The sequence below is a fragment of the Aliikangiella coralliicola genome, assembly GCF_007004725.1.
GTDB classification, from domain to species: domain Bacteria; phylum Pseudomonadota; class Gammaproteobacteria; order Enterobacterales; family Kangiellaceae; genus Aliikangiella; species Aliikangiella coralliicola.
Genome location: NZ_ML660162.1, coordinates 644,031 through 660,134 on the forward strand (window position 1 = coordinate 644,031; position 16,104 = coordinate 660,134).

13 protein-coding genes are annotated in these 16,104 nt (G+C 41.6%); 6 read left to right on the forward strand and 7 right to left on the reverse strand.

Features of this window, described 5'->3' with window-relative positions:
* Window positions 1-109: 109 nt before the first annotated feature.
* Window positions 110-1,966, forward strand: a complete 1,857-nt coding sequence (locus FLL46_RS08965; RefSeq protein ID WP_142893144.1) for a GEVED domain-containing protein — start codon at window positions 110-112, stop codon at window positions 1,964-1,966.
* Between the two features lie 102 nt (window positions 1,967-2,068).
* Here FLL46_RS08965 and recN read toward each other — a convergent pair whose 3' ends face one another.
* Complete coding sequence (gene recN, locus FLL46_RS08970; protein WP_142893145.1) at window positions 2,069-3,730, reverse strand: DNA repair protein RecN; 1,662 nt, start codon at window positions 3,728-3,730, stop codon at window positions 2,069-2,071.
* 170 nt (window positions 3,731-3,900) lie between these two features.
* Window positions 3,901-4,785, reverse strand: a complete 885-nt coding sequence (locus FLL46_RS08975) for an NAD(+) kinase (RefSeq protein ID WP_142893146.1) — start codon at window positions 4,783-4,785, stop codon at window positions 3,901-3,903.
* A 184-nt stretch (window positions 4,786-4,969) separates the two neighbouring features.
* Between FLL46_RS08975 and hrcA the strand changes: the two genes are divergently transcribed.
* From hrcA to dnaJ, 4 genes are all read left to right on the forward strand, one after another.
* Entirely contained in the window at window positions 4,970-6,016 is a 1,047-nt protein-coding gene (hrcA, locus tag FLL46_RS08980) for a heat-inducible transcriptional repressor HrcA (RefSeq protein ID WP_142893147.1), read from the forward strand.
* Window positions 6,017-6,154: 138 nt separating this feature from the next.
* On the forward strand, window positions 6,155-6,736 hold the full coding sequence (gene grpE / locus FLL46_RS08985; protein WP_142893148.1) for a nucleotide exchange factor GrpE: 582 nt from the start codon (window positions 6,155-6,157) through the stop codon (window positions 6,734-6,736).
* 122 nt (window positions 6,737-6,858) lie between these two features.
* Complete coding sequence (dnaK, locus tag FLL46_RS08990) at window positions 6,859-8,808, forward strand: molecular chaperone DnaK (protein WP_142893149.1); 1,950 nt, start codon at window positions 6,859-6,861, stop codon at window positions 8,806-8,808.
* A gap of 103 nt (window positions 8,809-8,911) precedes the next feature.
* The gene (dnaJ, locus tag FLL46_RS08995; protein ID WP_142893150.1) at window positions 8,912-10,048 is read left to right on the forward strand and encodes a molecular chaperone DnaJ; all 1,137 of its coding nucleotides are present in this window, start codon (window positions 8,912-8,914) and stop codon (window positions 10,046-10,048) included.
* 132 nt (window positions 10,049-10,180) lie between these two features.
* Here dnaJ and FLL46_RS09000 read toward each other — a convergent pair whose 3' ends face one another.
* The 3 genes from FLL46_RS09000 to FLL46_RS09010 all read right to left on the reverse strand — a co-directional run bounded on the left by FLL46_RS09000 (window position 10,181) and on the right by FLL46_RS09010 (window position 13,483).
* Window positions 10,181-12,073, reverse strand: a complete 1,893-nt coding sequence (locus FLL46_RS09000) for a tetratricopeptide repeat-containing sensor histidine kinase (protein ID WP_142893151.1) — start codon at window positions 12,071-12,073, stop codon at window positions 10,181-10,183.
* Between the two features lie 208 nt (window positions 12,074-12,281).
* Window positions 12,282-12,503: a hypothetical protein gene (locus FLL46_RS09005; protein WP_142893152.1), complete on the reverse strand. Its 222-nt coding sequence runs from the start codon at window positions 12,501-12,503 to the stop codon at window positions 12,282-12,284.
* Between the two features lie 137 nt (window positions 12,504-12,640).
* Complete coding sequence (locus FLL46_RS09010) at window positions 12,641-13,483, reverse strand: SAM-dependent methyltransferase (protein ID WP_142893153.1); 843 nt, start codon at window positions 13,481-13,483, stop codon at window positions 12,641-12,643.
* A gap of 224 nt (window positions 13,484-13,707) precedes the next feature.
* On the opposite strand from FLL46_RS09010, the gene FLL46_RS09015 reads away from it, so the two are divergent.
* Window positions 13,708-14,109 (forward strand): MarR family winged helix-turn-helix transcriptional regulator, encoded by a 402-nt coding sequence (locus FLL46_RS09015; RefSeq protein ID WP_142893154.1) that lies wholly within the window; start codon window positions 13,708-13,710, stop codon window positions 14,107-14,109.
* Here FLL46_RS09015 and FLL46_RS09020 read toward each other — a convergent pair.
* Both FLL46_RS09020 and FLL46_RS09025 read right to left on the reverse strand, forming a co-directional pair.
* Window positions 14,106-14,750 (reverse strand): helix-turn-helix transcriptional regulator, encoded by a 645-nt coding sequence (locus FLL46_RS09020; protein ID WP_142893155.1) that lies wholly within the window; start codon window positions 14,748-14,750, stop codon window positions 14,106-14,108. The two genes, FLL46_RS09015 and FLL46_RS09020, sit on opposite strands and share 4 nt — an antisense overlap.
* Window positions 14,751-15,977: an MFS transporter gene (locus FLL46_RS09025; protein WP_142893156.1), complete on the reverse strand. Its 1,227-nt coding sequence runs from the start codon at window positions 15,975-15,977 to the stop codon at window positions 14,751-14,753. It abuts the gene before it with no gap.
* Between the last annotated feature and the right edge of the window lie 127 nt (window positions 15,978-16,104).

The following is a 16,104-nucleotide window of genomic DNA, read 5'->3' on the forward strand; positions in this document are numbered from 1 at the left end:
AATCACTCAGTCATAATTGCCACTGACAACTTGCTTGTTTGTCAGTTAAAAATATTTGCAAATATACACTGTACTTTTTGCTTATTTATGGACTGAAAAGGAGCTTTACATGTTAAAAAACAAATCTAAATTATCTTCACTGTTTTTACTGCCTGCTTTATTTTGTTCAACTTTAATAAAAGCAGAAACGCTTTCACTCAATCAAAGTGTATCTGCTTACGGCATCGATGGTGGAGCAAACTATAACTGGACGATGGATGGTGAGTTTGATAACTATTTAGAAAACGATAAAGTCGTCATTCGTCGTTATCGTAGTCTGGACTTCACTAAATACACAGAGTTTAGAGGAATGTTCGAGTTCAATCTTGGCTCTATTCCTGATAGCACAAATATCTCTGTCGATTCGGCCAAATTAAAAATAAAAACGATCAGCTCTACTTCTACTTTTGGCGATAAAGTGAGAGTGTATGGATATACGGCTAACGGTACAATCGAACTAGATGACTTTGAACATTCAGACTTGTTAGTCACCAGCATTGACTACCCTACTGGGGAGTATGAGATTGATGTCACTTCTTTCGTTGCAGATAAAATGGGAACGACAAATTATATCGGCTTTAATTTAGTGGCTTCCTGGTGGGATGCATTCCTTTCCATCGAACGTGATGCGCAACTCGAAATTGAGTACAGTAGTGACACTGGTTCTGTGAATGAGTTGCCGGTTGTCAATATTAGTTCTCCGACAGGCCAGACGTTTTATGAAGGCGTTCCGATTCATTTTTCTGCGACGGCGTCAGACGTTGAAGACGGTGATCTTTCTGCGCAAATTAGTTGGCATTCACCTTATTATGGAGACTTAGGCACAGGTGCCAGTTTTAGCAAAACATTTTTTGCTAATTCGAATCACGTTGTAAGAGCGTCTGTCACGGATTCATTGGGGGGGTCTACATCAGAATCTATTTCGTTCAGCGTGTTAGCCAATTCAACACCCACTGTGAATATCAGTACCCCTGCTCAGAGTTCTACATATCATCTGGGTGAAAATATTCAGTTTAACGCGAGTGCGCAAGATGAAGAAGATGGAAATATTGATCCAAGTATTTCCTGGTCTTCTGATGTGGATGGTCACTTCGGAACCGGCGCTCAAATCAGCATCACTAGTTTATCATTGGGAGAGCATGTAATAACGGCAGCTGCTACCGACTCAGTGGGAGCAATAAATACTGCAACGGTTCAGCTTTCTGTCACTGAAGTGCCTGATGCGAAACCGGTGGTCAATATTTTATCGCCTGCGAATAATGCAGAATTCCTCACCAGCGATCTCATCGAGTTTACCGCTGAGGCTAGTGATCAGGAGGACGGTGAAATTAGCGATAATATTGAGTGGACCTATAACGGTTCTGGTCCTATGGGGAATGGCAAAACGGTGTCCCGAAAGTTTGAAGCCGGAACTTATACGATAAACGCAAGAATTGGCGATTCTGCTGGACAGAGAACAACCCACACGATTTTAATCAATGTAAAGGAAGACACTAGTGTGGTTTCGTATTGCGCTGCTAATGGACGGAATACGTCTTATGAATGGATTCAAGAAGTTCAGTTGGCCGACAAAGTTTTTTCTTCTGGAAAAAGTACCAGTGGATACCAGGACTTAACCGAGCAATCTGTTGTTGACTTAAGAGCAGGTTCGAATACGCTGATTTTGAAGCCTGGGTTCAGATCTACAAGTTATCGAGAGAACTGGAAAGTTTGGATCGACTTTAATAAAAATGGCGAATTTGAAACAGACGAGAGCGTATTTTCTCAGAGTTCCAAAAGCCAAATTAATGGAGAAATAAACTTACCGATGTCTGTAGAAACAGGTGTTACTCGAGCTCGAATCGCGATGCGGTATGGCAGCTATGCATCACCTTGCGGTAGTTTTCCCTGGGGCGAAGTCGAAGACTTCACCGTTAATATTCAATAATTGAAAAATTGATTTAAACGAATCTACTGAAAGTTATTTTCGCATAGATGAACTGAAAACAGGCGCAAAAGGAGTTGTGCCTGTTTTATGACGCTGTATTTATCAAACGCCCAACATTTCTTTAGCATGTAGCAAAGTTTTTTCCGACACCACTAAGCCGCCTAACATTCGCCCGATTTCATCAATGCGTTGTTGTTCATCAAGTAGTGTCATTTTGGTCGTCGTTGAATTCAATTGCTTTGTTTTGCTAGCCACCAGATGATTATCTCCACATGCGGCAACTTGTGGCTGGTGAGTGACACAGATAACCTGGCGCTTTTGTGCTAATTGATTGAGTAAATTGCCGACTGTTTCAGCGGTTCCTCCGCCGATCCCAACATCCACTTCATCGAAAATAATACTCGGTACGAGTTGTTGCTCGGCGGTGATAACTGAAATAGCCAAACTGATTCTTGATAGCTCACCCCCAGAAGCAACCTTGTTCAATGGTTGCAGTGGTTGGCCTGGATTTGCTGAAACCAGAAAGTCTACAGAGTCAACGCCAACCGAACTGTGAGTATTCTCTGTGGAAGTCAGTTGAATTTCCAGTTTCCCACCTTCCATTGCGAGTCCCTGGATTTTTTCTGTTACCAAACGCTGCAATTTATTGGCTGTTTTTTGCCGGCTTTTAGTGAGCTTTCCAGATTTTTTCAGATAATCGTTGAGCGCTTTTTGATACTCAAGTTCAATTTTATCTAACTCGTTATCATCCGCTTCCAATTGTTCAAGTTCTTCCTGTAACGACTTAAAGTGAGCGGGTAGTTGTTCGAGCGAGACATGATGCTTTCTTGCCAGATCGTGAAATTGGCCGAGTTGTTGATCGAGTTCATAAAGTTTTTCAGGATCGCAATTAAGGTTATTGCGATAGTCACTCAGTTCTGCTTTAGCCTCCTGAAGCAGGCTTTCCACCTGAATGAGAATTTCGTTTAGATTATCTACGCCTTCGTCCATTGTTTTGAGCTGTGCGATTTGATCGTTAACTCTAGCCACTGCTGATAACGCAGATGATGAGTCGTTTTCATGCAGCCATTGAGCACTTTCTTCCACAAGCTGCAGGCGTTCCTGGCTGGTTGCTGCTTGTTTATGTTCCTGTTCTAGACTATCTAAAGTCGCTTGTTCCGGGTTGGCTTCATTGAGTTCTTCTACTTGATAAATGAGTAGATCTCGTTTTGCATCTCGAGCTTGCTTTTCATCTTCAAGGGTGAGTTTTCTTTGCTGGAGTTGTTTAAGCGTGTGGGCACTCTTTTTTACGGCGTTCAGTAAATCGGGGTGGGCCGCATAACGATCGAGTAGATTGAGTTGTTCTTTTGATTTGAGCAGACTTTGATGGGCGTGTTGACCGTGAATATCTATCAGCAAACTACCAAGACTTTTCAGCTGAGATTGAGTCACACTCCTGCCGTTAATAAAACATTTGCTGCGCCCTTCTCTAACCACCACTCTTCGTAATATGCATTCTCCTTCTTCGTCGAGCCCCTGCTCAACCAGCCACTGACTAGCGTACGAATTTTCGTCCAAATCAAAAAGTGCGGTGACCTCTGCTTGCTTAGCCTGTGGGTAAATGACTGCTTGATCAGCCCTTTCACCCAGCGTCAGCCCGAGTGCATCGATCACTATGGACTTACCGGCACCTGTCTCACCGGTGATAACTGTCATTCCCGAAGACCAGTCCAAATCCAGACATTGGATGATAGCAAAGTTACGGATTTCAATGCGGCTTAACATCTATCTGTACAAGTAGTTATTAGTGGTTGATTGCATTTTATAGTAGTTAACAGATTTTGAACAGTTACAGTTGCCTAATTGTTATGCACAGTGCAAGAGCGCCTCTCCTTGCGGACAGGTCGGTAGTGTATCCTTCCTCGCTTTGGGAGGGAGCTAGAGGGAGGGATGTGTTAAAGCTTTTGGCCCCAATTCAACTTACTGCGAAGAACTTCAAAGTAGTCATAATCCAATGGATGCACTAGACGCATCTCAATCGGATATTGCTTAATTTGTATGCGGTCGCCCGGCGCCAGGGAAATAATCTCCTGACCATCGCAGCTGAGTTGTGGGCTGTGAGGGTTGGCTTCAGAAATGACCAGATCAATAATACGTTGCCTGTTAACGGTGATTGGTCTGCTGGTCAGAGTATGAGGGCACATGGGAACCAGCACCACTGAATCTGTCTCGGGGGCCATAATAGGTCCGCCGCCGGATAATGAATAAGCGGTTGAGCCGGTTGGGGTTGAAACAATTAGACCGTCTGAGCGCTGACTGTAAACAAACTGTCTGTCCATATAAAGCTCAAATGAAATCATTCGCGCTATTTCACCAGGATATAGGACAACGTCATTAACCGCGCAAGAAGAGCCGATGATTTGATCTTTTCGGTAGACTTCAGCGTGGAGTAAAAAGCGATTCTCCAGCGTATATTCACCGTCAAGTATGGGGGGAACGCGGGTTTCCAGCTCTGTTGGTCGAATATCTGTGAGAAACCCTAAGTGACCGCGATTAATCCCTAATAAAGGAACCTGACTGTTGACTAGTTCCCGCGCTGTTTTCAACATACTGCCGTCACCACCGACAACAATGACCAACTCGCATAAGTTACCCAATTCCTTAAAGCCGACAAGCTCGACATCATTGGCATTGACAAATTCGTGGTTTCGTTCAGGGACAAAAACCCGCTTACCGGCTTTGAGTAATTGATTGCACAACAAACTCACGGTTTCCATAGCGGCCTTACTGCCTGGCTTACCGGTTATTCCGATTTTGTTAAATGCTTTTGAATTTGGCATCTTGGATACTCGTGGACTTGAAATTTCCGCCCAAAGGTCTCATATTGTTCTAGTGTGTTTATCATCGGTTGTTTTTTGTTAATTATCAAGATGCTAGCGAATTTAATCGTTTTTCGTCTAACCCTTAGCGGGCCCCAGGTCGCGCAATTAGTAACAGAACGAAGCCTATAACTAAGAGTTGTTTATGAAAAATCGTGACCTGATATTGATGAAATCTCTGATTGAATCTTACGTTCGAGAAGGTCATCCTGTTGGTTCCAAGGCACTATTACGTTCTTCACACCTTTCAGTAAGCACAGCAACTATTCGTAATGTTATGGCTGATCTGGAACGACAGGGATTATTGCTGTCGCCCCATACTTCTGCCGGTAGAATACCCACAACGCAAGGCTTAAGGATATTCGTCGACCAGCTGGTTCAAGTGAAAAGTTTGGGTGACGATACGATGGAGCATCTAAAACATTCACTCAATCCCGGTCAGGAAACCAACACTATTTTAGGGAATGCGTCTTCTGTGTTATCTGAAATGACACGAATGGCCAGCTTGGTGCAAATACCCAGTAAACCTTTTCAAAAACTGGAACATATCGACTTTGTGCCTTTGTCCGATAACCGTATATTGGTTGTACTCGTGCTTCAAAATGAAGAAATTCAAAATCGCGTTATTCGGGTTGAACGTGGTTACAGCCGTGAAGAACTCAGCGTGATGGCTAATTTCCTTAACCATCACATTGCCGGCAAAGACTTAAATACTGCGCGAGAAAACTTGTTACAGCAGATGATTAACGAACAACGGCAGTTGGATGAGCTAACTCGGCAAGCGATTAAATTGGCAGAGCAAGGGTTGGAAACAGAAAGTGGCGCGGAAAATAAAGGGTCCGGATTTCATTTTTCCGGCCAGACTAACCTTGTATCGATGGCCACCCATGGGCAATTGGAAAACCTGGAACGAATTTTCCAGGCGTTTAAGCAAAAGCAGCAGATATTGAGTATTTTAGAGCGCTCCCTGGTGGCTGATGGTGTCAAAATCTTTATTGGTGAAGAAAGTGGTAATCAAAACTTGCATGATTGTAGTATCGTTACTGCCCCTTATAAGCTGAATGGTGAATCTATCGGCGTTCTGGCGGTAGTTGGGCCAACGAGAATGCGTTATGACAAGGTCATTCCCATCGTTGATGTGACTGCTAAGTTGCTTTCAAATGCCCTGACAATGAAATCTTCCGTGGAATAAATCCAAATTTTTTCCTGATCTATCGAAAATTGGCTTGAATATAGCCAACTCGCCCCCATATTTTCACCATCTAATTTTTGGACTTACTAATAAATCTGGGACGAACAGATCGTTCTTTTTGGCTTAGGAGCTGTATCAATGAGTAATAATGAGGATCTTCAAACACCTGATGAGCAGGTCGAAGAGGTGACCGAGCAAGCGGAGAAAGACCAGACTTTTGAGGAGAAGGTTGAGAGCTTAACCGCTGAACTAAATAAAGCGTTAGAAGAAGTCGCGACACATAAAGACGTTGCTATTCGTGCAAAAGCAGAATCGGAAAACATCCGTCGTCGCGCAGAAAGAGAAGTCAGCAACGCGAGTAAATTTGCACTCGAAAGATTTGCCAAAGAAATACTGGCTGTTGTTGATAGTTTGGAAAAGGCACTTGAGCATCCGGTTGAAAATGATGCGCAGGCTGCTATGCACCAAGGTATCGAGCTAACGCATAAATTATTAATTGATACTTTGAATAAGTTTTCCATTGAGCAAATCTCTCCGCTAGGCGATGCATTTGATCCCGGCTTACACGAAGCTATGGTTATGCAGGAAAGCGATGAGCACGAACCAAATAGCGTTATGCAAGTGATTCAGATGGGCTATTCTTTGAATGGGCGATTGATTCGTCCTGCAAGGGTGATAGTGGCGAAAGGTAAGGCGCCGGAAATCGATCAAAAAGCGTAAAAAAACCTTGAATTAGCAAATAGTGCCCCCAGATAAAGGGCATCTGAAGATTTAATGAAGTTTGTTTTCGGTTTTGCTTTACAACGACTAGCGAATCAAAACAAAAATGTTGGAGAAATAACATGGGTAAAATTATTGGAATCGATTTGGGGACAACCAACTCTTGCGTGGCTGTTCTTGATGGAAAAGATACAAGAGTCATTGAAAATGCAGAAGGTGCGCGCACAACGCCTTCAATCGTTGCTTATACTGACGAAGGTGAAATCCTGGTCGGTCAATCTGCCAAGCGACAAGCGGTTACTAACCCTAACAATACATTGTTTGCGATCAAGCGATTAATTGGTCGTCAATTCAAAGATGATGTCGTCCAAAAAGACATCAAAATGGTTCCTTACACAATTTCTGCAGCAGATAACGGTGATGCCTGGGTTGAAGCGAAAGGCGAAAAAATTGCACCACCACAAGTTAGCGCAGAAGTTTTAAAGAAAATGAAGAAAACTGCTGAAGACTTTTTGGGTGAAACTATCACCGAAGCAGTTATCACTGTTCCTGCATATTTTAACGATTCACAGCGTCAAGCGACTAAAGATGCCGGTCGTATCGCGGGTTTGGAAGTTAAGAGAATTATTAACGAGCCGACAGCCGCTGCACTTGCTTATGGTTTAGATAAAGGGAAGGGCGACAAAACAATCGCTGTTTATGATTTAGGTGGCGGTACATTCGATATTTCGGTTATTGAAATTGCAGAAGTAGAAGGTGAGCACACTTTTGAAGTATTGGCGACCAATGGAGATACTTTCCTTGGTGGTGAAGATTTCGATATGCGCGTCATTGAGTATTTGGCAGATGAATTTAAGAAAGAAAGCGGTATTGATTTACACAATGACCCGCTTGCATTACAGCGTTTGAAAGAAGCGGGCGAAAAAGCGAAAGTTGAGTTGTCTTCAAGTCAACAAACTGATGTTAACTTGCCATATATCACTGCAGATGCGTCTGGTCCTAAACATTTAAATGTTAAGTTGACTCGCGCCAAATTAGAGTCATTGGTTGATGACCTGATTGAGCGTTCAATGGAGCCAGTTAAAACTGCAATCAAAGACGCAGGCTTGAATGTTTCTGATATTGACGATGTTATCCTGGTTGGTGGTCAAACGCGGATGCCTAAAGTACAAGAAGCGGTTACCGGTTTCTTTGGAAAAGAGCCTCGTAAAGATGTGAACCCAGACGAAGCGGTTGCAATGGGTGCTTCTATTCAAGGTGCTGTTTTGGCAGGTGATGTGACTGACGTACTATTGTTAGATGTTACGCCACTATCTCTTGGTATTGAAACCATGGGTGGTGTGATGACTAACCTGATTGATAAAAACACTACTATCCCAACCAAAGCGAATCAGGTGTTCTCTACTGCGGAAGACAATCAAACTGCGGTAACCGTGCATGTGTTGCAAGGTGAGCGTAAGATGGCTGGACAAAATAAGTCATTAGGTAAGTTTGATCTTTCTGACATTCCACCTGCGCCACGTGGTATGCCGCAAATTGAAGTTATCTTTGATATTGATGCGAACGGTATTCTTAACGTGTCAGCTAAAGATAAAGCGACGGGTAAAGAACAATCTATCGTGATTAAAGCTTCTTCTGGTTTGTCTGATGATGAAATCGAGCAAATGGTTCGTGACGCCGAAGCGCATGCTGAAGAAGATAAGAAATTCCAGGAATTAGTCGAAGTTCGTAACAAAGCCGATGGCTTGATTCACGCGACTAAGAAAACGATGGAAGATGAAAAAGTCACTTTTGAAGATGGCGAAAAAGAAGCGATTGAAGCAGCGATCAAAGATCTTGAAGACGTTATCAAGAGCGATGACATGGCTGCGATTGAAGCCAAAATTGAAGCACTAACCAAAGCCTCACAAAAAATGGCTGAGAGAATGTATGCCCAGGCGCAAGCTGAAGCACAACAAGCTCAACCTGAAGCAGGTGCCGGTGCAGAAGGTGGTGACACAGCAAGTGATAACGCTAATGATGATGTTGTTGATGCTGAATTTGAAGAAGTTAAAGACGACGATAAGAAGTAATCGTTAACAGGCATTATTTGTCTGATTATTTAACTTGGTTGTTGTTGCGCGGGGGACACCCCGCGCAGCTGATCTAAAAAGTTAACTATTGGTATTCCGTAAGATGTCAAAAAGAGATTACTATGAGGTTTTAAGCGTTAGTAAAGACGCTAATGAGCAGGAGCTTAAAAAAGCTTATCGGCGTTTGGCAATGAAATATCATCCTGACCGAAACCCTGACTCAACAGAAGCCGAAGAAAAATTTAAAGAAGCCAAGGAAGCTTACGAAGTTTTAAACGACTCGCAAAAGCGACAAGCTTATGACCAATTTGGTCATGCCGGCGTTGATCCCAGCCAGGGAGGATTTCATGGCCAAGGCGGCGCAGATAGCTTCAGTGATATATTTGGTGATGTATTTGGTGACATCTTTGGTGGAGGTCGTCGTGGTGGCGGACGTCAAAGACAAAGACGTGGTGCTGATCTTCAATATAATCTGGAGTTATCACTAGAAGATGCGGTAAAAGGCATTAAGAAATCGATAAAGATTCCTACCTACGTTAATTGTGACACTTGCGATGGTAGCGGTGCGAAAAAAGGAACAGCACCTACGACTTGTGGAACCTGTAAAGGTGCCGGTCAGGTAAGAATGCAGCAAGGTTTCTTTTCTGTTCAGCAAACCTGTCCAACTTGCCATGGTCAAGGGACAGTTGTTTCTGATCCATGTGGTGCTTGTTCTGGGCAAGGTCGGGTTAGAAAAGAAAAAACGCTATCTGTCAAAATTCCTGCTGGCGTTGATACTGGTGACCGAATTCGGTTAACGGGTGAAGGTGAAGCTGGTGGCCCTGGCGCCATCGCTGGTGACCTCTATGTACAGGTTCATGTTAAAGAGCATTCAATTTTTGTGCGCGATGGTGATAACTTGTACTGTGAAATGCCAATTAGCTTTGTGACTGCCTGCTTAGGTGGGGAGCTAGAAGTTCCCACATTAGACGGTAAAGTGAAGCTAAAAATTCCAGAAGAAACTCAAACAGGTCGCATGTTCCGTCTCAGAGGCAAAGGCATTACGCCAATGCGTGGTGGAATGCGTGGCGATTTACTATGTCGAGTGATTGTAGAGACGCCGGTTAAACTTAACAAAGAGCAGAAGAAAATGCTGCGAGACTTTGATGAGTATTTAGCTGGTAGTAAAAAACAACACAGTCCAAAATCCAGTAATTGGTGGGAAGGTGTTAAAAATTTCTGGGATGAAATGACTAATTGATTGAGTTGGCATTAACAAAAAATACTATATATCTAGAATTTTTCCCTGAGAAGATTAAAAAAGGTAGCTCAATTGCTACCTTTTTTATTGCGTCGAATTTGGTTGAACTAAAGTGCAAAATTGGATTGGGGGTTATGCTGAAATTGTCTCGGTTTTTTTGACCGGAAATTCGATACTGACTGTTGTTCCAATGCCAAGCTCTGATTGCAGATCGATTGAACCGTTCATATTTGATATTAGTTCGCGGCTGATTGCTAAGCCCAATCCTGAACCGGTATGACTGCGATTGTCATTTGGATTAACCTGTTCGAAGCCTTCAAAAATTCGTTCGATTTTATCTGCGGGGATCCCCACTCCAGTGTCACTCACGCTAATGCGAACATTATCATCTAGCATTGCATAGCGGATTCTAATGCTTCCATTTTCAGTAAATTTCGCAGCATTTCCAATTAGGTTAAATAACAATTGTTGGACGCGTTTTTTATCGTGATGAATAGTTAGTGAATCATCTTGCGCATCAAAATCAAAACTAACTTCAGGACCGTTGGTTAATGATTCGCAAAGTTTGATCACTTCATTAATAACCGAAATGAGATCAAAGTCGCTGTACTTAAATGGCATTTTTCGATTTTTGAGCCTGGCTAAATCGAGAATGTCGTCGACGGTCTCTGACAGTTGGGTTCCGCTTTTTCCGATTAGTCTCACCGACTCTAATATTTCTGGATCAAGATTATCGCCATGTTCAGTTTCAATAATATCTGATAAACCGATAATTCCATTAAGTGGCGTTCTTAATTCGTGTGATGTGTTGGTTAATATCCTATCTTTTAATTTATCTAATTCTTTTAGCTCGTTGTTAACTTGTATCTGTTGTTCAATTTGTTTTTTACTTGAGTGGCGGTAAAATCCGAAAATTATTAGCAAAGATAGTGAAATCAGACCTGCGGTCCAAATTACCTGAATCTGTTCTTGGGTTTCTAATTCTAACTGGGCAATTTTTGTTTCTTGTTCGCTTTGTTTTAGGCGTTCTTGGGTCTCGTAGACTTGGCGATCTACTTTAGTAACTTCTGCGAGTAATTGAACTTTCTCGCCAGTGATTACCTGATTCATTTCATAGGTTTTTCTACTATGTTTTAATGCTAAATCAAACTGACCTGATTTTTCATAAATTTCGCTTAGAAGTTGGTGGTTCTGTAGTTCACTCGACTTCATTTTTAATTCAACTGCAGATTTTATAGCGGTTAGTGAGTTTTTCTTTGCGTTATCTGTGTCGTTATTTTTGAAATGAAACTCAGCCATTTCAGTAAGGATTTGAACCTCCAGACCTTGAAAGTTATTTTGTTTAGCTATGAGTAGAGCATGTTCTAATGAGCGGATTGATTCAAAGTAATTTTGGTCGAGAGCAGCTATTGCTGCACGTCTCATCAAGACGTATACATCATAAAAAGGAAGCTTAAAACCCTCAAGCAACTTTCTAGCTAAATCATAATATTTATATGCTTTAGCTTTGTCATTTAGTTTTATGTAAATATCCGATAAACCGATTAGTGTTGCAGCCTTAAGCTTTGTGTTATTTGTATTTTGTAGAAGCTCGTACTTTCTGACTTGGTAATTAAGTGCCTCAGTAAAGTTATCAAGTTTAAAATAAATTGCGGAAATATTTCCAAGCGCTCGATCTATACCCAGAGTGTCATTTTGATCTCGAGCGATTTTTAGGGACTCTCTATAAAGAGAGAGGGCCTGCTCAAAATTCCCTAAGTAATACAAATTCGATGCAATATTGCTGATAGCTCTTGCCAGCTCTCTTTGATCATCTTCCAAAAGTGCCATTCGCTTTGCGACATTGGACAACTTATAAGCTTGTTCGTATTCTCCCTTTACTAAATGAGCATAAGCAATTTCGTTGGTCTGTTTTGCGTTTTTTGAAGAGACGCCAACTTCGGATGAGTCGGCGGTTATAAACGCTACTCTACCGTATAGTACTAACAAAATAATAAGGAAAGCCGACTTTCTAATTAATACCATTTGATTTATTTTTTGTGAATTGCACCAAGATATACCCCTAAATTTGTTAACTACAATAAATTTTGATGATAACTACCTTAATAGTTTCGTTGAAATCAAACATTCCCATTCATAGAATATAGTACACGCATAAGCAGGATTGCTAAAATAAAATTCTACAACCGGTTTAATAGTTAGAGAGAATTCGTTGACCGAAAGATCTGCTATCCTAGATAATCCACCCAGAAATAAAAGTACCTGAAGCTGGCGAATTTTTTTGACTTAAATAGCTGCCAATAGCTTCAAAATTTGAGTTGATTACTAATTTTATTTCCTCTTGAGATACTCCGTATTTGGTCATTGATTGGATTTTATCTTGCTTATGAAATGCCATCAATTGAGGATTAACTGATAAATCTGAAAGATAGTTTTGTAAGTTATTTTCTAACATATTTATTTCCTTTGCGATAAATTAAAATCGATAGAGATAGCCTCTCTACCTCCTTTAAATAACGAGTTAATTCAGTTACAACCGGATTCAATTAAACTCGAGAAAAACTTATTAAATGTTGACAACCTTATTCACAATTAAGCTGAACAAGAAATTAGTTCTTGAGTATCTACTCCCCATTTTTTGCAAAACTCTAAATTTAGTTCAGGTTTTGACACGGGAGGAATATACATTGTTGTAATCGTTTTAACGCTGACTGAAGTTAAGTTTGCAAGTAAAATTTTTTCTGTTCTTGGCTCTATGATGGGCAACGTCGTTGCCTCATATAAAATCACTTCGTGATTTTCTGGATACCACTCAAGCATTCTGTCTTTTAGCATTGCCAAACCATTTTTGGCTGGATTAAATTTTTGCATTGATTCGTCCCCTGCAGCTCCAATTTGCCAAAGAACAAGCGCCGAATGAATGTTGATTGAATGTTTATAAAACATAAACTGTGTCGCTTCATAGGCTTGGCAACCCATGTAACCGGGATCAACACCCAAGTCTGCAAATAAACAATCTTCCGCTGAGATTGATGGCAACATTTTTGCCTCAAATCCCTCACTTCTTGCTTGTTTGATTGAGGCATGTGAAGGGTTAACAAAAACACCTGGATGACCGTAAAATACGGCACAAACATTCAGCCCATCACGAACATCAGACATTATCGACTCAACCATCTTATTGTAACCATCAATACGATTCGATCCGTTAACTGTATCTTGTGGTTTATAATAAAGTTCGTCTAAATTTTTGATATTGTCGTTCAGTTTTTGGATGGTCGAAAAGCCTAAGGGATCCGGAACTAGTGCATGAACGATATCGGCGGATTTAATATGTGCTATGGATTCTTGTGACAGATGTGCAGGTGTCAAAATTCCGGTGCCAACAATGACAAGGTTACCTGTTTTTTCGTTTTGCTTACACCTATCATCCATAGGCTTCCCTTTAAAATTAATTGTACTGATAATTGCTTATAACTACTTATTAGTCTTATTGAGTTTGATACTACCGGAACAGAAATGCTGGTACAATCGGACCACTGCAATGGGGTGCAGTCGAGCCATAAAAAATGAAAAAATATCGCATTTGTAGAACTTTATTGAATTTTATTTGGGCTAATAATTAGCTTTGCTAACTAAATCGAGTTTATGGACCCAGTGTGAGCATAGAAACAAAACTTCTCCGGTTGAATCGCTATTTGAATATGACGGCGCAAAATGCGGAAATTTCCGCAGCAAGATTTGACGTATTGCGAATCATTCAAGAGAAAAATCCCGTTACGCTGCGCCAGCTTTGTGATATTCAAGGTGTCAGCATGCCCACTATGTCCAAATTAGTGGATGAGTTGCAAAAAGATAACCTGGTTATTCGGGCTCAATCTAAGGATGACGGGCGACAGCGGTGGATTGTCCCCACTCAAAAAGGGCTGCAGATTTTTGCCGAAGCAGCGCTAGCGAGTAAAGAAAAATGGGAAAAGAAACTCGGCGATCTCAGCAAAGAGCAGCAACAAACATTGTTAGAGTCGCTCGATTTATTGCTGGAAAGATTGAGCACCAGCTAGGCTTCTACGCGATAAGCACACCGTCTCGCCCCTTCCAGAATATACTCTGTTCTTTCTATCTTACACCCTAGAACCTGCTTAAAAATACTCAGTTCTGAACGACAAAACTGTTGGCACTGGGTGGCTGCCGAACAGATGGGACAGTTGTTCTCGACTAAAAATAATTGCCCGTCTTCCTCAACCACCTCTGCCATGTAACCTTCATTGGTGCGAATTTCGGCGAGTTTGCTTAGCTTTTCCGGCACCGTTTCAAATTGAGCGAGTTGCTGCTGGTAACTGTCACGCATTTCTTTTTCCCTGATTGTAATCAGGTTATCTAATGCATTTTCGCCGAGCTCTTGTTGGATATGCCCTAAAAGATTAACGAGTAAAGCGGAATGGGTATTCGGAAACTGTGACTGAGCTTTTCGGGTCAAGTACCACTTTTTCTTGGGGCGCCCTCTTCCTTCTGCAATAAACTGATGCTCAAGCAAGCCCTGATGCTCCATATTTTCAAGATGCTGTCGCGCGCCCATTGAAGTCATCTTGAGTATTTCTGCTACCTGCCCGGCAGTCAATTCTCCACGGGTTTTCAGCAAGTGAAGAATTTTGCTCTGACTGGCGTTATTTTCGTTGCTTGTTTTATTATCTGAGGTGTTCATTTATGCCTCGACGGTGCTATTTTTCAGTTGCTTTTCAGGAGTCTGAAACAAAAATACAGATAATACAATTAGTGCGGCGGCAAGCCAAAGAGTTGTGGTTGCGCTGATGAGAGCAACAATACTGCCACCGATAGCGATGACGACATTGGTGAAACAAAACACGCTCACCTGAAGCCCCATGATTTTACCTTGACCATGATGCCCGAAATACTCAGATAGCATTGCAGGAAACACGATATTGATGACAGCTATCACTGCGCCGGTTAACGCCAATGGCAGGTATACCGATTCGGCATCGAGAAAAGTCGCAACGATGATAAGTCCAGCAAATATTAAATTTCCACCCAATAATGCCTTCTTTTCGCCGATCTTTTTTGGTATTTTTTCTGCAATTGTCGAGCTAACCAAAACCATCAGGAGAGTGATCGCCACAGTAATCCAGGCAATTTCTTTGCTATTAAAAGAATAGGATTCGACTAACCACAAAGGATAAAACTCATAGTAAGCATTGATGCCGAGTGTATAAATAAAGTAGTAAATAAAGAAGTGTCGAATTGCCGGAATTTTTAACAAAGTCGCCGAGTGGTTACTTTTAATTTCTTGCCATAAGGGCAGTGTTGAACGTTTTTGAGGCGGCTGATCCGGCAAAGTGAAAAATACCAGGATGAGGGATAACAACACCGCAATCGCCGCGATGTAAAAAGGCGTTTCGATGCCATAAGGCATAAGATACCCACCTGCTAACGGGCCGACTAACCATCCACCATAAACCGTTGCATACAGCAGTGATAATGAACGTCCTCTATCAATATGTGGGTGCAGTTCTACGGCGATTGCTCGGGCTACAGAAATATTACCTTCACAAAAACCGGTAATCAGTCGCGCAGTAATAAAGCCAATGAATGAACTTTGCTGAATCGCCCATCCGGTCACCAGGTAACCCAGAATACTACCAATTAACGAATAAATTAAAATTGATTTTCGGCCATATCGATCAGACAAAGACCCTATTATGTTGCTTCCGATCAAAATGCCCAGAGGGTATGTGGCCAATGCGATACCCAATAAAATTTTAGGATCTATTCCGCCAAAATTGATTAAGGGATCATCACCACCACTCATAAAATAGGGCGACAAAATCGGGTAAGGTAAAGCAATACCTGCGGTTCCTAATAAAGAAACCAACATGATCGTTGCTAAAATCAGTCTGGCTTGCACTTTCTCCATAATTATTGCCTGTTTTTAGAGTTGGGGTTTTTATATATAAGGTAATTGGTTTATATATTAAAAGCTGTGAGTAAAAAGTGCTAATAGAATTAAAATATAGTCTGTATACTTTCTTCCTATGCTTTTC

Bases quoted from the DNA above. Each gene is read 5' to 3' on its own strand.
- dnaK (WP_142893149.1), top strand. From the start codon at position 6,859: ATGGGTAAAATTATTGGAATCGATTTGGGGACAACCAACTCTTGCGTG.
- FLL46_RS09010 (WP_142893153.1), bottom strand. From the start codon at position 13,483: ATGGATGATAGGTGTAAGCAAAACGAAAAAACAGGTAACCTTGTCATT.
- FLL46_RS09000 (WP_142893151.1), bottom strand. From the start codon at position 12,073: ATGGTATTAATTAGAAAGTCGGCTTTCCTTATTATTTTGTTAGTACTA.
- FLL46_RS09005 (WP_142893152.1), bottom strand. From the start codon at position 12,503: ATGTTAGAAAATAACTTACAAAACTATCTTTCAGATTTATCAGTTAAT.
- FLL46_RS09025 (WP_142893156.1), bottom strand. From the start codon at position 15,977: ATGGAGAAAGTGCAAGCCAGACTGATTTTAGCAACGATCATGTTGGTT.
- grpE (WP_142893148.1), top strand. From the start codon at position 6,155: ATGAGTAATAATGAGGATCTTCAAACACCTGATGAGCAGGTCGAAGAG.
- FLL46_RS09020 (WP_142893155.1), bottom strand. From the start codon at position 14,750: ATGAACACCTCAGATAATAAAACAAGCAACGAAAATAACGCCAGTCAG.
- FLL46_RS08965 (WP_142893144.1), top strand. From the start codon at position 110: ATGTTAAAAAACAAATCTAAATTATCTTCACTGTTTTTACTGCCTGCT.
- dnaJ (WP_142893150.1), top strand. From the start codon at position 8,912: ATGTCAAAAAGAGATTACTATGAGGTTTTAAGCGTTAGTAAAGACGCT.
- FLL46_RS08975 (WP_142893146.1), bottom strand. From the start codon at position 4,785: ATGCCAAATTCAAAAGCATTTAACAAAATCGGAATAACCGGTAAGCCA.
- hrcA (WP_142893147.1), top strand. From the start codon at position 4,970: ATGAAAAATCGTGACCTGATATTGATGAAATCTCTGATTGAATCTTAC.
- recN (WP_142893145.1), bottom strand. From the start codon at position 3,730: ATGTTAAGCCGCATTGAAATCCGTAACTTTGCTATCATCCAATGTCTG.